Consider the following 15,162-nt stretch of genomic DNA (forward strand, 5'->3'; position numbering starts at 1 on the left):
TGATGCCGCCAAAAAAATCCATCCTGTGGCGGACAAATTCTGACATGGGGCGCGCATCGTGACCAAACTGAACCTGATCGCCGGCGAATGGCTGGCAGGCGAAAGCGAAATTGAAAACCGTAACCCCTCGGACCTGAGCGATCTGGTCGGCATGTTCGCGCAAGCCAGCGCGGATCAGCTTGAGGCGACGCTGGATCAGGCGCGCGTCGCGCAGGCCGAATGGGCGGCTTACGGGCTGGAACGCAAGCAGGCCGTGCTGAACGCCATTGGCAACGAGTTGATGGCCCGCGCAGAAGAGCTGGGCACGCTGCTGGCCCGCGAAGAAGGCAAGCCGCTGGCCGAAGGCAAGGGCGAGGTGTTCCGTGCAGGTCAGTTCTTTACCTACTACGCTGCCGAATGCCTGCGTCAGATCGGTGAAAACGCTGATTCTGTGCGCCCTGACATTGAAATCGACGTGCGCCGCGAAGCCGTAGGCGTTGTCGCCATCATCAGCCCGTGGAACTTCCCGACCGCGACTGCGTCGTGGAAGATCGCGCCGGCGTTGTGCTATGGCAACGCGGTTGTCTGGAAACCGGCCAACATCACGCCTGCTTCGGCTGTGGCTCTGACCGAGATCATTGAACGTCAAGACATTCCCAAAGGTCTGTTCAGCCTGGTGATGGGCTCGGGTCGTTCAATTGGCCAGCGTCTGGTGGAAAGCCCCAAGGTCAACGCGATTTCCTTCACCGGCTCGGTTCCGGTGGGCAAGGGCATCGCTGCGGCGGCGATCCAGAACCTGACCAAGGTACAGATGGAAATGGGGTCGAAAAACGCGCTGGCCGTGATGGACGACGCCGATCTGGATCTGGCGGTGACGCTGGCGCTGGGTGGCGCGTTTGGCGGCACCGGGCAGAAATGCACCGCCTCGTCGCGACTGGTGGTTCACGCGGGCATCCACGATGCCTTTGTCGAGAAACTGGTTGCAGGCGCGCAGGCGATGAAGGTCGGCCACGCGCTGGAAGAGGGCACTCAGATGGGTCCCGTTGTCAGCCAGCAGCAGTTGAACGAAAACCTGGCTTATGTCGATCTGGGCAAGTCCGAAGGGGCCGAGCTGGCCTGTGGTGGGCAGCGTCTGGAAATGCCGCATGACGGCTTCTACATGTCGCCGGGCGTGTTCCTGAACACCACCAACGACATGCGCATCAACCGCGAGGAAATGTTCGCGCCTCTGACCAGCGTCATCAAGGTTGGCAGCTATGACGAGGCGCTGAGCGTGGTCAACGACACCAATTTCGGCCTGACCTCGGGCATCGTGACCAAATCGCTGGCCCGCGCCACCCATTTCCGCCGCAATGCGCGTACCGGTGTGGTGACCGTGAATCTGCCCACCGCAGGCACCGACTATCACGTACCGTTCGGCGGTCGCGGCGACAGTTCGTACGGGCCGCGTGAACAGGGCAAGGCGGCGGCGGAATTCTACACCACCGTTAAGACCGCCTATATCAGCGCAGGCCCGGTCTGATGCTGATCGACGGGCTGCAATATGCCAACTGGTCGGAGAAGATATTCCGCCAACTGCGTGAAGGGGGCGTGGACGCGATCCACGTCACCATCTCGTATCACGAGAATTTCCGCGAAACGGTTCTGAATTTCGAGAAGTGGAACCGCTGGTTCGAGCAATATCCCGACCTGATCATGAAAGGCCGCTGGGCCAGCGACATCGACACCGCGCGGGAAACCGGGCGGACGGCGGTGTTCTTCGGGTTCCAGAACCCCAGCCCCATCGAAGACGATATCGGGCTGGTCGAGATTTTGCATGATCTGGGTGCCCGTTTCATGCAACTCACCTATAACAACCAGTCGCTGCTGGCGACCGGCTGTTACGAGGCCGAAGACACCGGCATCACCCGTATGGGCAAGCAGGTGATCAAGGAAATGAACCGTGTAGGTCTTGTTGTCGACATGAGCCATTCGGCGGACCGGTCGACCATCGAGGCCGCCGAACTGTCCGAGCGTCCCATCGCCATCACTCACGCCAATCCGCACGAATGGTCACCCGCGCTGCGCAACAAGCGCGACGACGTGATCTGTGCGGTGACACAAAACGGTGGGATGCTCGGCTTTTCGGTCTACCCTCATCACCTGAAAGACAAGTCCAACTGCACGTTGGAAAGCTTCTGCGAGATGATTGCCCGCACGGCTGACAAATACGGCGCCCAGCATTTGGGGATCGGCACCGACCTGTGTCAGGATCAACCCGACAGCGTTGTCGAATGGATGCGTGTGGGTCGCTGGACCAAGGAAATCGACTATGGCGAAGGCTCGGCCTCGGCCCCCGGTTTCCCGCCGATGCCGTCATGGTTTGAAGACAACCGCCATTTTGGCAATATTGAAAACGGGTTACGCGCGACCGGCCTGAACGACGAAGAAGTGGCCGGGATCATGGGCAAGAACTGGTACCGGTTCTTCGCCGAAAACTTCACCCCCCAAGGATAGACCATATGGACAAAACCGCGCAAACGACCATCCCCCGGCGGGACCCAGCGACAGTGATGCGCCTGTCGCGGCTGGGCTCGCTGCATCAATGCCGTCTCAGTTTCATGCGGGTGCTGACGCGCCGCATGGCCGAGGAAAACTGGAGCTTTGCGCGCCCGGCTTTCGACATTGACGACAAGGGGGTTGGTCACGCGGTTTACACGGCGCAGGGGCCGGAACGGGCCTATTCGCTGGTCGCTTTTGCCCATGATCTGCCGCCCGAGATGCGCTCGGACCGGGTGATCGCCACGGCGTGGGATGCCACCTTTACCCTGTTCGACGGCGTGCCCACCAAGGCCGACATCGAACGCCTGTCGCAGAACGTGCCGCTGCAAGAGGCGGGCCGTGTCACCGACAGCGAAATCTCGGTCAGCCGGGCCAATCGCTCGGTCCGTCTGTGGGATCATTTTGTCGAGGCGCTGGCCGCCGGCCGCCAGCCCGACGCCGACAAGGCCGATGCGGTCGGTTATCTGATGCGCACCACGGCCGTTTATGGTTCGGGCAAGCTGGGCGCGGCGGATCGGGAACAGATCGCCGATCGCCCCGAGATGCTGGTGCCGTTTCAGGCCGAGATGCTGTCGGTCTATCTGACCCGCTGGTTCGTGCGCGACCTGGTCAACCACATGGCGCGGGCGCGTGGGGGTGACACTGCCGCACAGCTGAGCCCGGATTTGGCTGCGCGACTGGGCATTGGCAACTCCACCGGTCTGGGCATGGCGCCTTATATCGTCAACCATCCGGTGCTGTTCAACAACTGGATCATGGCCCGGGAAGAGGCCATCGCCCGCGTGCGCGCGGTTGAAACCGCCAGCGCAGATGAGGCGGCGCAGTTCCTGTCTCTGCTGGCCCGCAGCGAGGAAAACGTCGCCCGCTGGTCTTCGGAGCATCCGATCCAGATTGACAAGTTGGCCGATCTGAATCGGGACCTGACCGCGCTGCGCGCGCATCTGGGCGACGCTGATTTGCGCGCCGATTACCCATGGGACCGCCTGCTGCGCTGGTCGCAACAGGCGCTGAGCGAGGAGGGGCAGGAAATGCTGGCCTCGCTGATGTTGGAGCCCTATGGCGATCTGGTGGACGGGCTGGCCACCTGCATGGCCGACAGCAACACCGACGCGTTCATCATCGACGGCGCGATGACCATCGCCGCGCTGCGCGATCTGCTGCGCACCAGCTTTGGCTGGGCGCTGGATCGCGACTGGTCGGCGCGCGAAAACTGCGCCCGTGCCTGGTATGTATCCGAAGAAAAGCTGGAGCCGCGTCTGGGCGAGCGGTTCGAGGAACCGATTGCCGAGTACGAGCAACCGCTGGCCCCGGCCCGCGATGCTGCCGCGCTGTTCGCGGCGCTGGCGGACAGCGATGCCGAAAGCTCGGTCGCCGATTTCCTGTTGCACCATCCCGAACACCGCCACAGCGTGCGCCGCGCCCAGATGAGCCGTATTGCACCCTATGGCGAAATCCACGACAACACGATCAGCGACAAGGTGCTGCCCATCGACATGCTGCGCGCCAAGCTGTCGTTTTTTGGGGTCACGCATTTCGACCCCCGCTCGGACCGTTGGGTGCGGGTCTGCATGTATGCGGGTGCGCCCTATCCGGATGAACTGACATCCGACACTGCCGATCTGTGGGTCTATCCGGAGGCGCAATCATGAGCCGCTTTGCATTGAACGAGGTCGAAGCCACCGCCAAACGCGCCGCGCGTGGCGCAGGGTATGGCTGGGGTCTGGCGGAAGAGGCGGCCAAGGCCACGCGCTGGCTGTGCGCGCAGGGTCTGTCGGGCTGTGCGACGCTGGCGCAGGTTCTGCAGGCCGATCTGGCCAAGGCGACCCCGGTCAGCGCGACGCACACGCAGGACTGGCAGGGGGCAGCGGCGCTGTGCCCGCTGGCCACCGGCGCGGCGCTGTCCGACCGGGCGGCGATGCTGAAGGACGGACCACTGCATCTGCACAATGTCGAAGCCCCCTCCATGCTGTTGCCCTTTGCGGGCTATGCGGCGCGGCAGTTGGGTCAGTGTGTGGAACTGGATTTTGACGGTGTGACGGCGGTGACTGACGGTTTTTGCCTGAACCTGTCGGGCCCGCTGCCCGAGCGTGCCGACCGGGTCACGCTGCAAACGGGTGCCGCGCCGAGCACGGCCCGTCCGTTGCATGACCGCGCCACGCCAGATCCAAAGGTCTGGGACATCCTGAACCAATTCGCCCATCGCACCTATGCCCCCGCCACCGAGGAATCGCGGCGGCTGGGCGCCGGTGCCGGGCTTTCCGATAACGACTGACAAGAGGCCACAATGATTGAAACCAAAACACTGACACTGGCCGAGATCGAGGATCTGTCCTTCCGCGCATTGGTTGCCGTGGGCACCAGCGCCGAAAACGCACGCCCGCTGGCGGTGGCCACGGCAGCGACCGAGGCGGACGGGGTGGCAAGCCATGGGTTGGCCTATATCCCGATCTATGCCGAGCATGTTCAGTGCGGCAAGGTGGACGGGCAGGCCTCACCGCAGCTGACTCAACCGCGCCCCGGTGTGGTGGCGGTCGATGCGGCGACCGGGTTTGCTCATGCGGCGATTGACGCAGGTTTTGAGGCGCTGATTCCTGCAGCGCGCGCGCAGGGTGTCGCGGTGCTGGCAATCCGGAACAGCTATAATTGCGGCGTGCTGGGGTATCACACCTATCGACTGGCGCAGGCAGGCCTTGTGGGACTTGGATTCACCAACGCACCGGCCTCGATTGCGCCGTCCGGTGGTGCCAAGCCGGTGGTGGGGACCAACCCGTTCTCGCTCGCCGTTCCCGGAGACGACGGCCAGCCTGCCCTTCTGATCGACCAAAGTGCCAGCACCATCGCCAAGAGCGAGGTCATGAAACACGCCCGCGAAGGCAAACCGATCCCGGTGGGCTGGGCTTTGGATGCCGACGGCAATCCGACCACTGATCCGAATGTGGGCCTCAAGGGGTCGATGGCACCGTCCGGCGGCTATAAAGGCGTCGGCGTCGCGTTGCTGACCGAGGTTTTGGCCGCTGCCCTGACCGGGGCTACGCTGGGCATCCATGCCTCGCCCTTCTCGGGAACGGCGGGTGGACCGCCAAAGACCGGACAGTTCTTCATTGCGATCGATCCCGAGGCGACGGGAACGGGCGACTTTGCTGAAGGAATATCCCAACTCGTCTCGGCGATCCGGGTGCAGGAAGGTGCGCATCTGCCCGGCGACGGGCGTCGCGGCAACCGCGAGCAGGCCGCCGAGCAGGGGGTTGCAGTCAATGTGGCCACGCTTGCCCGGATCGAGGCTTTGCTGGGGTAGGAAACAGGGCGACGTGCCGCCGATGGCGGCGCGTTGGCGTGCAGTTGCGGCCCAAGAGCGAATCAAGTCTCAGTCTGAGTTTGTTCTTAAGCAACATTTTCGTGAATGCTGCATTTCGGTCTCTTTTCTGCCCATTTTAACGTTGATAAACAGGTCGCGTTATAAGTGGGATGAGTAAAAGTGCGGGCGGGCAGATGAGAACCGGTGACAGCGGTCGAATAGCTATATCTTGGACTCAGACGGAAGTTGACGGTCTGGAGGCGGCGCCTCTTGACCTGTTGTCTGTTGGGTCAGCGTGGTCCTGGCGTGGACGCGCACTTCAATTGACTGAAGCGCTTGTCGAGATGGCCGAGCGGACGGCAGCAACCAACGTTGTTGCCGAGCTGTTGGCATGGTCGCAGGGCAGCGCTGGTCAGACCGGTTTAGAGAGCGACAGGATTGAACTGTCCAACGGGGCCCAGACTTTCGAAGCCAGGCTGGTGATGATCGTTGGTGAGGCCGCTCCTGTTTTGGTCTTCGAGAACGGATGCCCGGAACCGGGACAGGAGTTCTGGATCAGCGCCGCAGCCGATCAGGTTGAGCCTGCATCGATCAGTCAGGCCGGTGATGGCGCGGTTGTCGCCTTTCCGTCGATGCCGCCATCCGCACGGAGCGCTATGCCCAATGTGGCGGCCTTCGCGGCAGAATAACCCTGATTTTGACTAAGCCGGAATTTGCGCCTTTAGGGTGCCGGGACGTGTTGACTCTGCCGACGCTGCAGATATAAGCGCGGCATCATTGGTGTTGGTGGCCCCCGCAAGGGGATGCCTGTCATGGGGGAGACCCCAAGAGGACAACGCCCTTCATAGTGGCCCGCAGGGCCTCGACCAAAACGAAGGAGATCAGCCGTGACCAAACGCACGTCTGCCAAGTACAAAATCGACCGCCGGATGGGCGAAAACATCTGGGGTCGTCCGAAATCCCCGGTCAACCGCCGCGAATACGGCCCCGGCCAGCACGGCCAGCGCCGCAAGGGCAAACTGTCGGACTTCGGTCTGCAGCTGCGCGCCAAGCAGAAGCTGAAAGGCTACTATGGCGACCTGACCGAGAAGCAGTTCCGCCGCATCTATGCCGAAGCCGAGCGCGTCAAAGGCGACACCGGTGAAAACCTGATCGGCCTGCTGGAGCGCCGTCTGGACGCCGTTGTTTACCGCGCCAAGTTCGTACCGACCGTGTTCGCTGCACGTCAGTTCGTGAACCACGGCCACGTCAAGGTGAACGGCAAGCGGGTGAACATCCCCAGCTACCGCGTCAAAGAAGGCGACGTGATCGAAGTGCGTGACAAGTCCAAGCAGCTGGCTGTTGTTCTGGAAGCTGTTGCGCTGGCCGAGCGTGATGTGCCTGATTACATCGACGCCGACCACTCGAAAATGACCGCGACCTTCGTGCGCGCGCCGGGCCTGGGCGATGTGCCTTATCCGGTCGTCATGGAGCCGAACCTGGTCGTCGAATTCTACGCGAAGAACTAATCTTCGCCGACCTGATGAATTCAAAGGCCGCGCTTTCAGCGCGGTCTTTTTTTGTTTGCTGTTGGGGGCTCTGCCCCCGTCGCTGCGCGACACCCCCGAGATATTTTTGGCCAGATGAAGAACCGGATCAGATAGGCAGGGGGCGGCTTTCGGCGATCGCTTCCATTGCGAAATATGATGTGACGCTGTCCAGTTCGACCTTTTCGATCAGTCGCTGGTAGACCTTGTCATATGAGGCCATGTCCTGCGTGACGACTTTGAGCTGATAGTCGTAGTCGCCGCCGATCCGGTGAAAATCCACCACTTCCGGTATGGTCAGCACGTGGCGGCGAAAGGCTTGCAACCATTCGGCTGAGTGATGGCGGGTGCGCAGCATGACGAAGACCACGAGGTTCAGGCCCAGTTTCTCTCGTGCGATCCGCGCGGTGGAGCCCTGTAGGACACCGTTTTCGTTCAACGCTTTCAGGCGGCGCCAGCAGGCATTCTGGGACAGGCCGACCCGATCTGCCAGCTCTCTTTGGGACAAGGTGGCATCCTTTTGAAGTTCTTTCAGGATGTTTGTGTCGATTTGATCTAAATTATTGGTCATATGTAATCATATGACACAAATATTGGCTCTCAAAGGCAAAAATAGGGGAAGTTTTTGCATCACTGCTCAATCACATTGGATGTAGCAATACGGAGCTTATGCAATGACCTTGTCCATCTTTCGTACAGAGATTCAATCTGCCGCTCACGGGAACGCTCTGCGCGACGGGCTGATTGGTGAGGGGGTACTCATCCCGGGTCTGCATCAGGACGTACCGCTTGTATATGCGGATTACGTTGCCTCGGGTCGCGCGTTGCGGCAGGTCGAGGATTTTGTGGCTGCACATGTGTTGCCGTTTTATGCCAACAGCCACACCGAAGCCTCCTATTGCGGTTCATACATGACCCGTCTGCGTCGCGAAGCGCGGGCCGAGATCGCCCGCATCGTTGGCGCCGGGGAAGAGGATGCGGTGATCTTCACCGGGTCCGGCGCCACTGCGGGTCTCAACCGGTTGGTCAGCCTGATGGGAGTGCAAGAGGCTGATCAACCGGTTGTGCTGATCGGTCCGTATGAACATCATTCGAACATCTTGCCGTGGCGTGAGAGCAAGGCGGAGGTGATTGAAATTCCCGAAGCCGCCGAAGGCGGGCCGGACATGCAAGCGCTGGAAGCCGCGTTGCTGGAACATGCCGGCGCCGATCTGGTGATTGGATCATTCTCGGCGGCGTCCAACGTCACCGGTATCATCACCGATCCTGATCCGGTGACCCGGCTGTTGAAAGCACATGGGGCGCTGGCCGTTTGGGATTACGCTGGTGGTGGCCCGTATTTGCCCATGGATATGGGCCCGGAGGATGCGCGCAAGGATGCGATCGTGGTCTCTCCGCACAAGTTTCCGGGTGGGCCGGGGGCCTCTGGTGTGCTGGTGGTCAATCAGGCTGCGGTTCAGCGCTCTTGCCCAAGCTGGCCGGGTGGGGGAACTGTCAGTTTTGTCTCGCCCTGGCGGCATGACTACAGCGTGGACCTTGCGACACGGGAAGAAGCCGGAACACCCAATGTCATTGGCGATATCCGCGCAGCGCTGGCGTTCATGGTCAAGGATGCGGTCGGAACAGACGAGATCGCGCGTCGTGAAGCGCTCTATAATCAGATGGCGCTTGAGGGGTGGTCGGACAATCCGCACCTGACCTTGCTGGGAGTGCAGAACACGCATCGTCTGCCGATCTTCTCATTCCTTGTGCGGGACCGCGCCGGGAAGCAGGTGCATCAGCAACTGTTCACGCGGATGCTTAGCGATATCTATGGGATACAGGCGCGGGGTGGCTGTGCTTGCGCGGGGCCTTATGCGCACCGTTTGCTGGGGATCGACCGGGAAACCTCGGACCAATTGCATGCGGCTTTGTCGGCGGGGGAAGAGATGAAGAAACCCGGCTGGGTGCGCCTGAACTTCTCATATCTCATGAGCGAAGAGACGGTTCAGTTCATCATCGACAGCGTCAATGAGTTGTCGCGTCGGACCGAAGACTATGTACCGTTCTACGACGCCGATCCGGCGACCGCCCGCTTCAAGGCAGCCTGAGGGAATTGCCACTTTTCTCAAACCGTTGAGACAGGTATGAGGGGCGCAAGTAACGGAGCCCCTCATGACCAAACCCATCCCACAACCCGGCATTATGGACATCGCGCTGTATCAGGGCGGTCAGTCCCATGTGCCGGGGGTGGCCGAGGTCATCAAGCTGAGTTCCAACGAGAACCCGTTTGGACCCAGCCCCAAGGCGATTGAGGCAGTGCGCGACAGCGCTGCAACCCTGCATCGTTATCCCAGCACCGATCATGCCAGCCTGCGCGCAGCGATTTCTCAGCGGCATGGGCTGGACGCTGATCGGATCATTTGCGGTGTCGGCAGTGACGAGGTGCTGCAATTCGTTGCACAGGCCTATACCGGGCCGGGGGATGAGGTGATCTATACCGAGCACGGATTCTCGATGTACCCGATCATCGCGCGGATGGCCGGCGCAACGCCCGTGATGGTGGCCGAGCGTGATCGGTATGTGGATGTCGATAACATCCTTGCCGCCGTAACCGACATGACCCGGATCGTGTTCGTGACCAACCCGGGCAATCCGACCTCGACCATGATCCCCGAGGTCGAGTTGGAACGTCTGGCCAAGGGGTTGCCCGGCAACTGTCTGATGGTGCTGGATGGGGCCTATGCCGAGTTTGTCGACGGGTTCGACGGCGGGGCGGCTCTGGTTGATCGCTTTGAGAATGTGATCATGACCCGGACCTTCTCGAAGGTCTACGGGCTGGGTGGAATGCGTGTGGGTTGGGGCTATGCGACCAAAGGCATCATCGATGTGCTGAACCGGGTGCGCCAGCCCTTTAACCTGTCGCTGACTGCTTTGGCTGCGGCCGAGGCCGCGGTGCATGACGCGGAATATCTGCGCTTTTGCCAGTCAGAAAACGCCCGTCTGCGGGTCTGGTTGTCCGAAGAGCTGGCCAAAATTGGCGTGGCCTCTGACCCGTCCTGCACCAATTTCATCCTCGCCCGGTTCACGGATCGGGCCGAGGCCGAAGCCTGCGATGATTACCTGAAAACTCAGGGTTTGATCGTGCGGCGTGTTGCGGGATACAACCTGCCAAACGCGCTGCGGATTACCGTGGGCGATGAAGAGGCCTGCCGCCGAGTGGTTGCAGCTATTACCGCGTTCAAAGGGGGCGCTGCATGAGCCAGATATACGACCGAGTGGCGCTGATCGGGCTGGGCCTGATCGCCTCATCCATGTTCTGGGCCATGAAGCGCGCAGGGTTGGCGGGCGAGGTGACCGGCTATGCCCGTTCAGACGCGACCCGCGAGACGGCGCGGCAGATCGGGCTGTGCGACCGCGTCTGTGACACGGTTGAAGAGGCCGTTGATGGGGCTGATCTGGTTGTGCTGTGCATCCCGGTCGGTGCAATGGGCGCGGTTGCGGCACAGATCGGACCGCTTCTGAAGCCGGGCGCGACCGTTTCGGATGTCGGCTCGGTGAAACGCCACGTGATCGAGGCTGTCTCGCCCCATATTCCGGAAGATGTGCATTTCATTCCTGCCCACCCGCTGGCCGGGACGGAGCATTCCGGGCCGGAATCCGGCTTTGCCGAGTTGTTCGACAATCGCTGGTCCTTGCTGGTCCCGGTCGAAGGAACGGACCCGGACGCGATCGCCCGCTTGCGGGCGCTGTGGGAGGGGATGGGATCGAATGTCGATGAAATGGATGCCGATCACCACGATCTGGTATTGGCCGTAACCTCGCATGCGCCGCATCTGATTGCTTACACCATGGTTGGCGTGGCTGATGATCTGCGGCGGGTGACGGATAGCGAAGTCATCAAATATTCGGCTGCCGGTTTTCGGGATTTTACTCGGATCGCGGCCTCGGACCCGACGATGTGGCGTGATGTCTTCCTGACCAACAAGGATGCGACGCTGGAAATTCTGGGACGCTTTACGGAAGAGCTCTTTGCACTGCAACGAGCGATCCGCACAGGTGACGGAGAGCAGCTGTTCGACTATTTTACCCGCACTCGCGCGATCCGGCGTGGCATCATTGATGCCGGGCAGGATACGGACGCGCCGGATTTCGGACGGGGGAAAGTATCGACATGAGAGGGTTGCGGGGAGGTTTGTGGATAAGTCTCGCCGCATTGCTGGCGACGCAGGCACAGGCAGCCGCGCCCGAAACCTCTCTGGTCCCGATCACCCGCCCGACGCTTGCGTCTGTGGCCCCCATCATCGCGCCTGCAAAGATACGCCCTGTGCTACGACCGAATTCGCCACAGGTGATGGCGGCGGCGGCGCGCCCGGCAGAATTGCCGCTGCTGGGGCCCGAAAACTCGATCCGGCCTTATGTGCGGCCCAAGGAGTTAGAGCAGCAAGTATTCCTGAAGAAACGCGAGCTGCGCAAGTCGTCGGTTTGTGGGGATATTGAAATACAGGGTAAGCCGGTGGGCCGTGTGAACGGCAAGATCAAGGCCTGCGGGATCAAGGATGCGGTTCAGATCACCTCGGTCGCCGGGGTAAAGCTCAGCCGCCCGGCGACCATGGATTGCGGCACGGCGCAGGCGTTGAACAAATGGGTCGACAAAACCGTCAAGCCCACCTTCAAACGGCGCGGGCCGGTGGTTGAGCTACAGGTCGCCGCACATTACGCCTGCCGGACCCGGAACAACCAAAAAGGCGGGCGGATTTCCGAACATGGCAAGGGGCGGGCCATCGATATCTCGGGGTTCCGAATGGCCGATGGTGAGGTGGTGACCGTGCTGAACGGGTGGCGCAAGAACCCGTCGCAGACACAACTGATCAAAGTCTGGCGCGGGGCCTGTGGGCCGTTCGGAACGGTGTTGGGGCCGAACTCGGATCGGTATCACCGCGACCACTTCCATCTGGACACGGCGCGCTATCGCAGTGGCCCTTATTGCCGTTAACGCAGGATCAGTCGCGGGGCAGGACCCAGTGGCAACGGCCCCAGAGCCACAAATCCATCGCGGAAATTCAGCTGCATATCCAGCGCGTTGGGATTGCCACCAAGGCCCGCCATGAACCCCAGCGCCCGCGTCACCGGATCAACCGCCTGATCGGGCAGGGCACCCGCGGCGTTGGCCATCGCGACCATATCCCGCCAATTCTCGGCCTTGACCGCGATTTCTCCGGTCGGAATGCCCTGAGCGTCGACATCCAGCTCTCCGGTGGCGAACAGGCGCAGTTCGCCCCATTTGATCTCGGCCAACCTCAGGTCAATCGCCACGGGCTGAGGGCGTCGTTCCTCCAATGCGCTGCGATCCCAGGGCTTGTCGAATGTGATGAACGTGTCGAGTTCCAGCGTCTCGAAGGATTGCGGCAGAGACGAGGCCGACCGCATCAGGCGCCGTAACTCCTTGCCCGGTGTAAAGCCGTCGATCTTCGCCGATATGTTGTAGCTTTCCGGCGCGCCCGATTGCGCCATGATCAGGCTCAGGCTTTGCCCTCCGGCCTGAGGGGCCTGTTCATCCGACAGCAGCCAGCGCCCGGCGGTCAACGCCATCCTCTCGAGCACCAGCGCCACGCCGGGTTGCAGGTACAGCTCGGCCTGAAGACCTTCGGACTGAACGGTCGTGGTCTGATCGAAATAAGACAGACGCTGCGGCGTGCTGGCAAAGCGCAACACCTGACGACCGGGCCAGATGGCGGGGCTGTCAAACTCGATCCAATCCGCGCTCCAGGCTATGCCGTTCGCCGGATCGGCGAGGGCTGGGTTGTTCAGGCGGGTCATGTGTCGCAATGGATAGCCCGCCGTTGCAACATCCGAGAAATCGGCCTGCCAGCCGCGTTCCTGCTGATGGTCGAACCAGCCGGTGATGGCATTGCGCAGCCCGTAACCCGCGACATACCAATAGGCGCTCCACACCAGGGCCACGAAAACAAGAACGCGTGTCAGACGACGCATGATGATTGGCCCTTTTTCCTGCCTCGGATTTGATGTTTATAGGGCCAAACGGGCAAGGACCAGAGCAATGACGATGTGGGTTTTCGGATATGGATCGCTTTTGTGGAACCCCGGCTTTCCGGTGGCCCGCAGCGAACATGCCACTCTGCATGGCTATGCCCGGTCCTTCTGCATGCGATCGATTCACCACCGCGGCACCGAAGAGGATCCGGGTCTGGTGCTGGCGTTGGATGAGCAGCCGGATGCGAACTGCTCGGGTCTGGCGCTGGCCGTCGAAGCCGGGCACGAAGAACGCACCTTGGCAGAGCTGCGCGAGCGCGAGCTGATTTCGTCCGCCTATCTGGAAAGGATGCTGCACGTGCATCTGCATAGCGGTGAGGTCGTCAACGCCGTGACCTATGTCATCGATGCGCATCACGTGCAGTATTGCGGTGGGCTGCCGCTTGAGGAGCAGGCCCAGATCATCGCCCATGCCGTGGGCGGGCGCGGCCCGAACGACGAATACCTTTACAACACCGCCGCGCATCTGACCGAGATCGGGCTGCACGACCCCGACCTTGAGTGGTTGTCGCAACGGGTGCGCACAATCCGCGCATAAACCCTTGGCGTCGCGCCCGGAACTTCGATAGGTTCAGCCCAGAGCAGACAATACCGGGAGCCACGCGCATGGCGCAGGCACAACAGGGCGTGAGACCTCATTTCTCGCAACCAATCCGCCAAATCCTTATGATGCTGATCGCAATCGGGCTGTCGGGCCTTGGCGTGTTCGCGGCGCTGCCTTACGTGCTGCCGGTCATTCAGGCCAACCTGTATCTGAACGGTTTCATCCTTCTGGTCTTTGTCATCGGCGTGGCCGCCTGTTTCCTGCAGGTGACTCAGCTGATCGGCTCGGTACGCTGGATCGAGGCCTTTGTCGGTGGGGTCGAACGCGATGACGTGCGCCCGCCACAATTGCTGGCGCCCCTGGCCTCGCTGCTGCGCGCGCGGGGCGCGCGATCACAGATCAGTTCCAGCTCCACCCGGTCGATTCTCGATTCTGTGGCCGAGCGGGTCGAGGAAGAGCGCGAGATCACGCGCTATATCACCAACGTCCTGATCTATCTGGGCCTTTTGGGCACGTTCTTTGGTCTGGCGACAACCGTGCCTGCCATCGTCGATACGATCCGCAGCCTGAACCCGCAGGAAGGTGAGGAAGGTCTGGCCGTCTTCAATCGCCTGATGACGGGGCTGGAATCGCAACTACAGGGGATGGGCGTTGCCTTCGGTTCATCTTTGCTGGGGCTTGCCGGATCGCTGATCGTCGGCCTGTTGGAACTGTTCGCGGGCCACGGCCAGAACCGGTTTTATCGTGAGTTAGAGGAATGGTTGTCCTCGATCACCCGCGTCGGGTTTACGGCAGGGGACGAGGGTGGCGCGGAACTGGCGGTGCTGACACCGGTGCTCGATGCCATGTCGGAACAGATGGATGCGCTGCAGGATCTGTTCGCGGCACAGGACGAGGACCGGACACAGGTTTCGGCAAAGCTGGGGCATCTGGTCGACGCGATCAGCGATATGAACCAGCGTCAGGCGCAGTCCGAGGGGGTGACCGCAGCTTTGGAGCGTGTGGCACTTGGGCAGGATGCACTGCTGGATCACATGCGCGAACATGGCTCGGGCGAAGGGATCGATGCCGAAAGCCGCATGCGCCTGCGGTCGATGGATGTGCAACTGCTGCGCATTCTTGAAGAGATTTCAGCCGGTCGGCAGGACAGCATGAATGAACTGCGCAAGGATTTCGAACTGCTGGTCAAGGCGCTGACATTGCCGCGCGGCGCTGTGCGCACGCCTTCGGACGGGGAATAGAAG

At 61.5% G+C, this 15,162-nt stretch carries 15 protein-coding genes; 13 read left to right on the plus strand and 2 right to left on the minus strand.

Annotated elements, in window-relative coordinates; translation table 11 throughout:
• The first annotated feature begins 58 nt into the window (after nt 1-58).
• From ACR3E4_RS11945 to rpsD, 7 genes are all read left to right on the plus strand, one after another.
• Complete coding sequence (locus tag ACR3E4_RS11945) at nt 59-1,501, plus strand: aldehyde dehydrogenase family protein (protein WP_480530463.1); 1,443 nt, start codon at nt 59-61, stop codon at nt 1,499-1,501.
• On the plus strand, nt 1,501-2,475 hold the full coding sequence (locus ACR3E4_RS11950) for a membrane dipeptidase (RefSeq protein ID WP_480530461.1): 975 nt from the start codon (nt 1,501-1,503) through the stop codon (nt 2,473-2,475). The genes ACR3E4_RS11945 and ACR3E4_RS11950 overlap by 1 nt, the downstream gene beginning before the upstream one ends.
• 5 nt (nt 2,476-2,480) lie before the next feature.
• Nucleotides 2,481-4,169: a hypothetical protein gene (locus tag ACR3E4_RS11955; RefSeq protein WP_480530459.1), complete on the plus strand. Its 1,689-nt coding sequence runs from the start codon at nt 2,481-2,483 to the stop codon at nt 4,167-4,169.
• The gene (locus ACR3E4_RS11960) at nt 4,166-4,792 is read left to right on the plus strand and encodes a DUF3726 domain-containing protein (RefSeq protein WP_480530457.1); all 627 of its coding nucleotides are present in this window, start codon (nt 4,166-4,168) and stop codon (nt 4,790-4,792) included. The genes ACR3E4_RS11955 and ACR3E4_RS11960 overlap by 4 nt, the downstream gene beginning before the upstream one ends.
• Nucleotides 4,793-4,804: 12 nt before the next feature.
• Entirely contained in the window at nt 4,805-5,815 is a 1,011-nt protein-coding gene (locus ACR3E4_RS11965) for an Ldh family oxidoreductase (RefSeq protein ID WP_480530455.1), read from the plus strand.
• 323 nt (nt 5,816-6,138) lie between these two features.
• Nucleotides 6,139-6,504 carry a hypothetical protein gene (locus ACR3E4_RS11970; protein WP_480530453.1) on the plus strand — a complete coding sequence of 122 codons (366 nt, stop codon included), beginning with the start codon at nt 6,139-6,141 and terminating at the stop codon, nt 6,502-6,504.
• Between the two features lie 198 nt (nt 6,505-6,702).
• A complete protein-coding gene (gene rpsD, locus ACR3E4_RS11975; protein WP_170588769.1) occupies nt 6,703-7,323 on the plus strand; it encodes a 30S ribosomal protein S4 in 621 nt (206 codons plus the stop codon).
• Between the two features lie 127 nt (nt 7,324-7,450).
• Here rpsD and ACR3E4_RS11980 read toward each other — a convergent pair whose 3' ends face one another.
• Nucleotides 7,451-7,912 carry an Lrp/AsnC family transcriptional regulator gene (locus ACR3E4_RS11980; protein ID WP_480530451.1) on the minus strand — a complete coding sequence of 154 codons (462 nt, stop codon included), beginning with the start codon at nt 7,910-7,912 and terminating at the stop codon, nt 7,451-7,453.
• A gap of 103 nt (nt 7,913-8,015) precedes the next feature.
• Here ACR3E4_RS11980 and ACR3E4_RS11985 point away from each other — a divergent pair, with 103 nt between their 5' ends.
• The 4 genes from ACR3E4_RS11985 (at nt 8,016) to ACR3E4_RS12000 (ending at nt 12,316) form a co-directional block, all read left to right on the plus strand.
• Nucleotides 8,016-9,431 carry an aminotransferase class V-fold PLP-dependent enzyme gene (locus ACR3E4_RS11985; protein WP_480530449.1) on the plus strand — a complete coding sequence of 472 codons (1,416 nt, stop codon included), beginning with the start codon at nt 8,016-8,018 and terminating at the stop codon, nt 9,429-9,431.
• 64 nt (nt 9,432-9,495) lie between these two features.
• A complete protein-coding gene (hisC, locus tag ACR3E4_RS11990; RefSeq protein WP_480530447.1) occupies nt 9,496-10,581 on the plus strand; it encodes a histidinol-phosphate transaminase in 1,086 nt (361 codons plus the stop codon).
• Nucleotides 10,578-11,498, plus strand: coding sequence for a prephenate/arogenate dehydrogenase family protein (locus tag ACR3E4_RS11995; protein WP_480530445.1), 921 nt, complete (start codon nt 10,578-10,580; stop codon nt 11,496-11,498). The genes hisC and ACR3E4_RS11995 overlap by 4 nt, the downstream gene beginning before the upstream one ends.
• Nucleotides 11,495-12,316 carry an extensin-like domain-containing protein gene (locus ACR3E4_RS12000; RefSeq protein WP_480530443.1) on the plus strand — a complete coding sequence of 274 codons (822 nt, stop codon included), beginning with the start codon at nt 11,495-11,497 and terminating at the stop codon, nt 12,314-12,316. The genes ACR3E4_RS11995 and ACR3E4_RS12000 overlap by 4 nt, the downstream gene beginning before the upstream one ends.
• Here ACR3E4_RS12000 and ACR3E4_RS12005 read toward each other — a convergent pair.
• On the minus strand, nt 12,313-13,314 hold the full coding sequence (locus ACR3E4_RS12005) for a DUF2125 domain-containing protein (RefSeq protein ID WP_480530441.1): 1,002 nt from the start codon (nt 13,312-13,314) through the stop codon (nt 12,313-12,315). The two genes, ACR3E4_RS12000 and ACR3E4_RS12005, sit on opposite strands and share 4 nt — an antisense overlap.
• Before the next feature lie 67 nt (nt 13,315-13,381).
• On the opposite strand from ACR3E4_RS12005, the gene ACR3E4_RS12010 reads away from it, so the two are divergent.
• Nucleotides 13,382-13,912: a gamma-glutamylcyclotransferase gene (locus ACR3E4_RS12010; RefSeq protein ID WP_480530439.1), complete on the plus strand. Its 531-nt coding sequence runs from the start codon at nt 13,382-13,384 to the stop codon at nt 13,910-13,912.
• Nucleotides 13,913-13,980: 68 nt separating this feature from the next.
• On the plus strand, nt 13,981-15,159 hold the full coding sequence (locus ACR3E4_RS12015; RefSeq protein WP_480530437.1) for a biopolymer transporter ExbB: 1,179 nt from the start codon (nt 13,981-13,983) through the stop codon (nt 15,157-15,159).
• The last annotated feature ends 3 nt before the right edge of the window (nt 15,160-15,162 follow it).

This window comes from Ruegeria sp. AP11, from assembly GCF_056535865.1.

Coding starts and splice junctions, on each gene's coding strand:
- ACR3E4_RS12015 (WP_480530437.1), top strand. CDS start 13,981: ATGGCGCAGGCACAACAGGGCGTGAGACCTCATTTCTCGCAACCAATC.
- ACR3E4_RS12000 (WP_480530443.1), top strand. CDS start 11,495: ATGAGAGGGTTGCGGGGAGGTTTGTGGATAAGTCTCGCCGCATTGCTG.
- hisC (WP_480530447.1), top strand. CDS start 9,496: ATGACCAAACCCATCCCACAACCCGGCATTATGGACATCGCGCTGTAT.
- ACR3E4_RS11985 (WP_480530449.1), top strand. CDS start 8,016: ATGACCTTGTCCATCTTTCGTACAGAGATTCAATCTGCCGCTCACGGG.
- ACR3E4_RS11955 (WP_480530459.1), top strand. CDS start 2,481: ATGGACAAAACCGCGCAAACGACCATCCCCCGGCGGGACCCAGCGACA.
- ACR3E4_RS11995 (WP_480530445.1), top strand. CDS start 10,578: ATGAGCCAGATATACGACCGAGTGGCGCTGATCGGGCTGGGCCTGATC.
- ACR3E4_RS11980 (WP_480530451.1), bottom strand. CDS start 7,912: ATGACCAATAATTTAGATCAAATCGACACAAACATCCTGAAAGAACTT.
- ACR3E4_RS11960 (WP_480530457.1), top strand. CDS start 4,166: ATGAGCCGCTTTGCATTGAACGAGGTCGAAGCCACCGCCAAACGCGCC.
- ACR3E4_RS12010 (WP_480530439.1), top strand. CDS start 13,382: ATGACGATGTGGGTTTTCGGATATGGATCGCTTTTGTGGAACCCCGGC.
- ACR3E4_RS12005 (WP_480530441.1), bottom strand. CDS start 13,314: ATGCGTCGTCTGACACGCGTTCTTGTTTTCGTGGCCCTGGTGTGGAGC.
- ACR3E4_RS11950 (WP_480530461.1), top strand. CDS start 1,501: ATGCTGATCGACGGGCTGCAATATGCCAACTGGTCGGAGAAGATATTC.
- ACR3E4_RS11965 (WP_480530455.1), top strand. CDS start 4,805: ATGATTGAAACCAAAACACTGACACTGGCCGAGATCGAGGATCTGTCC.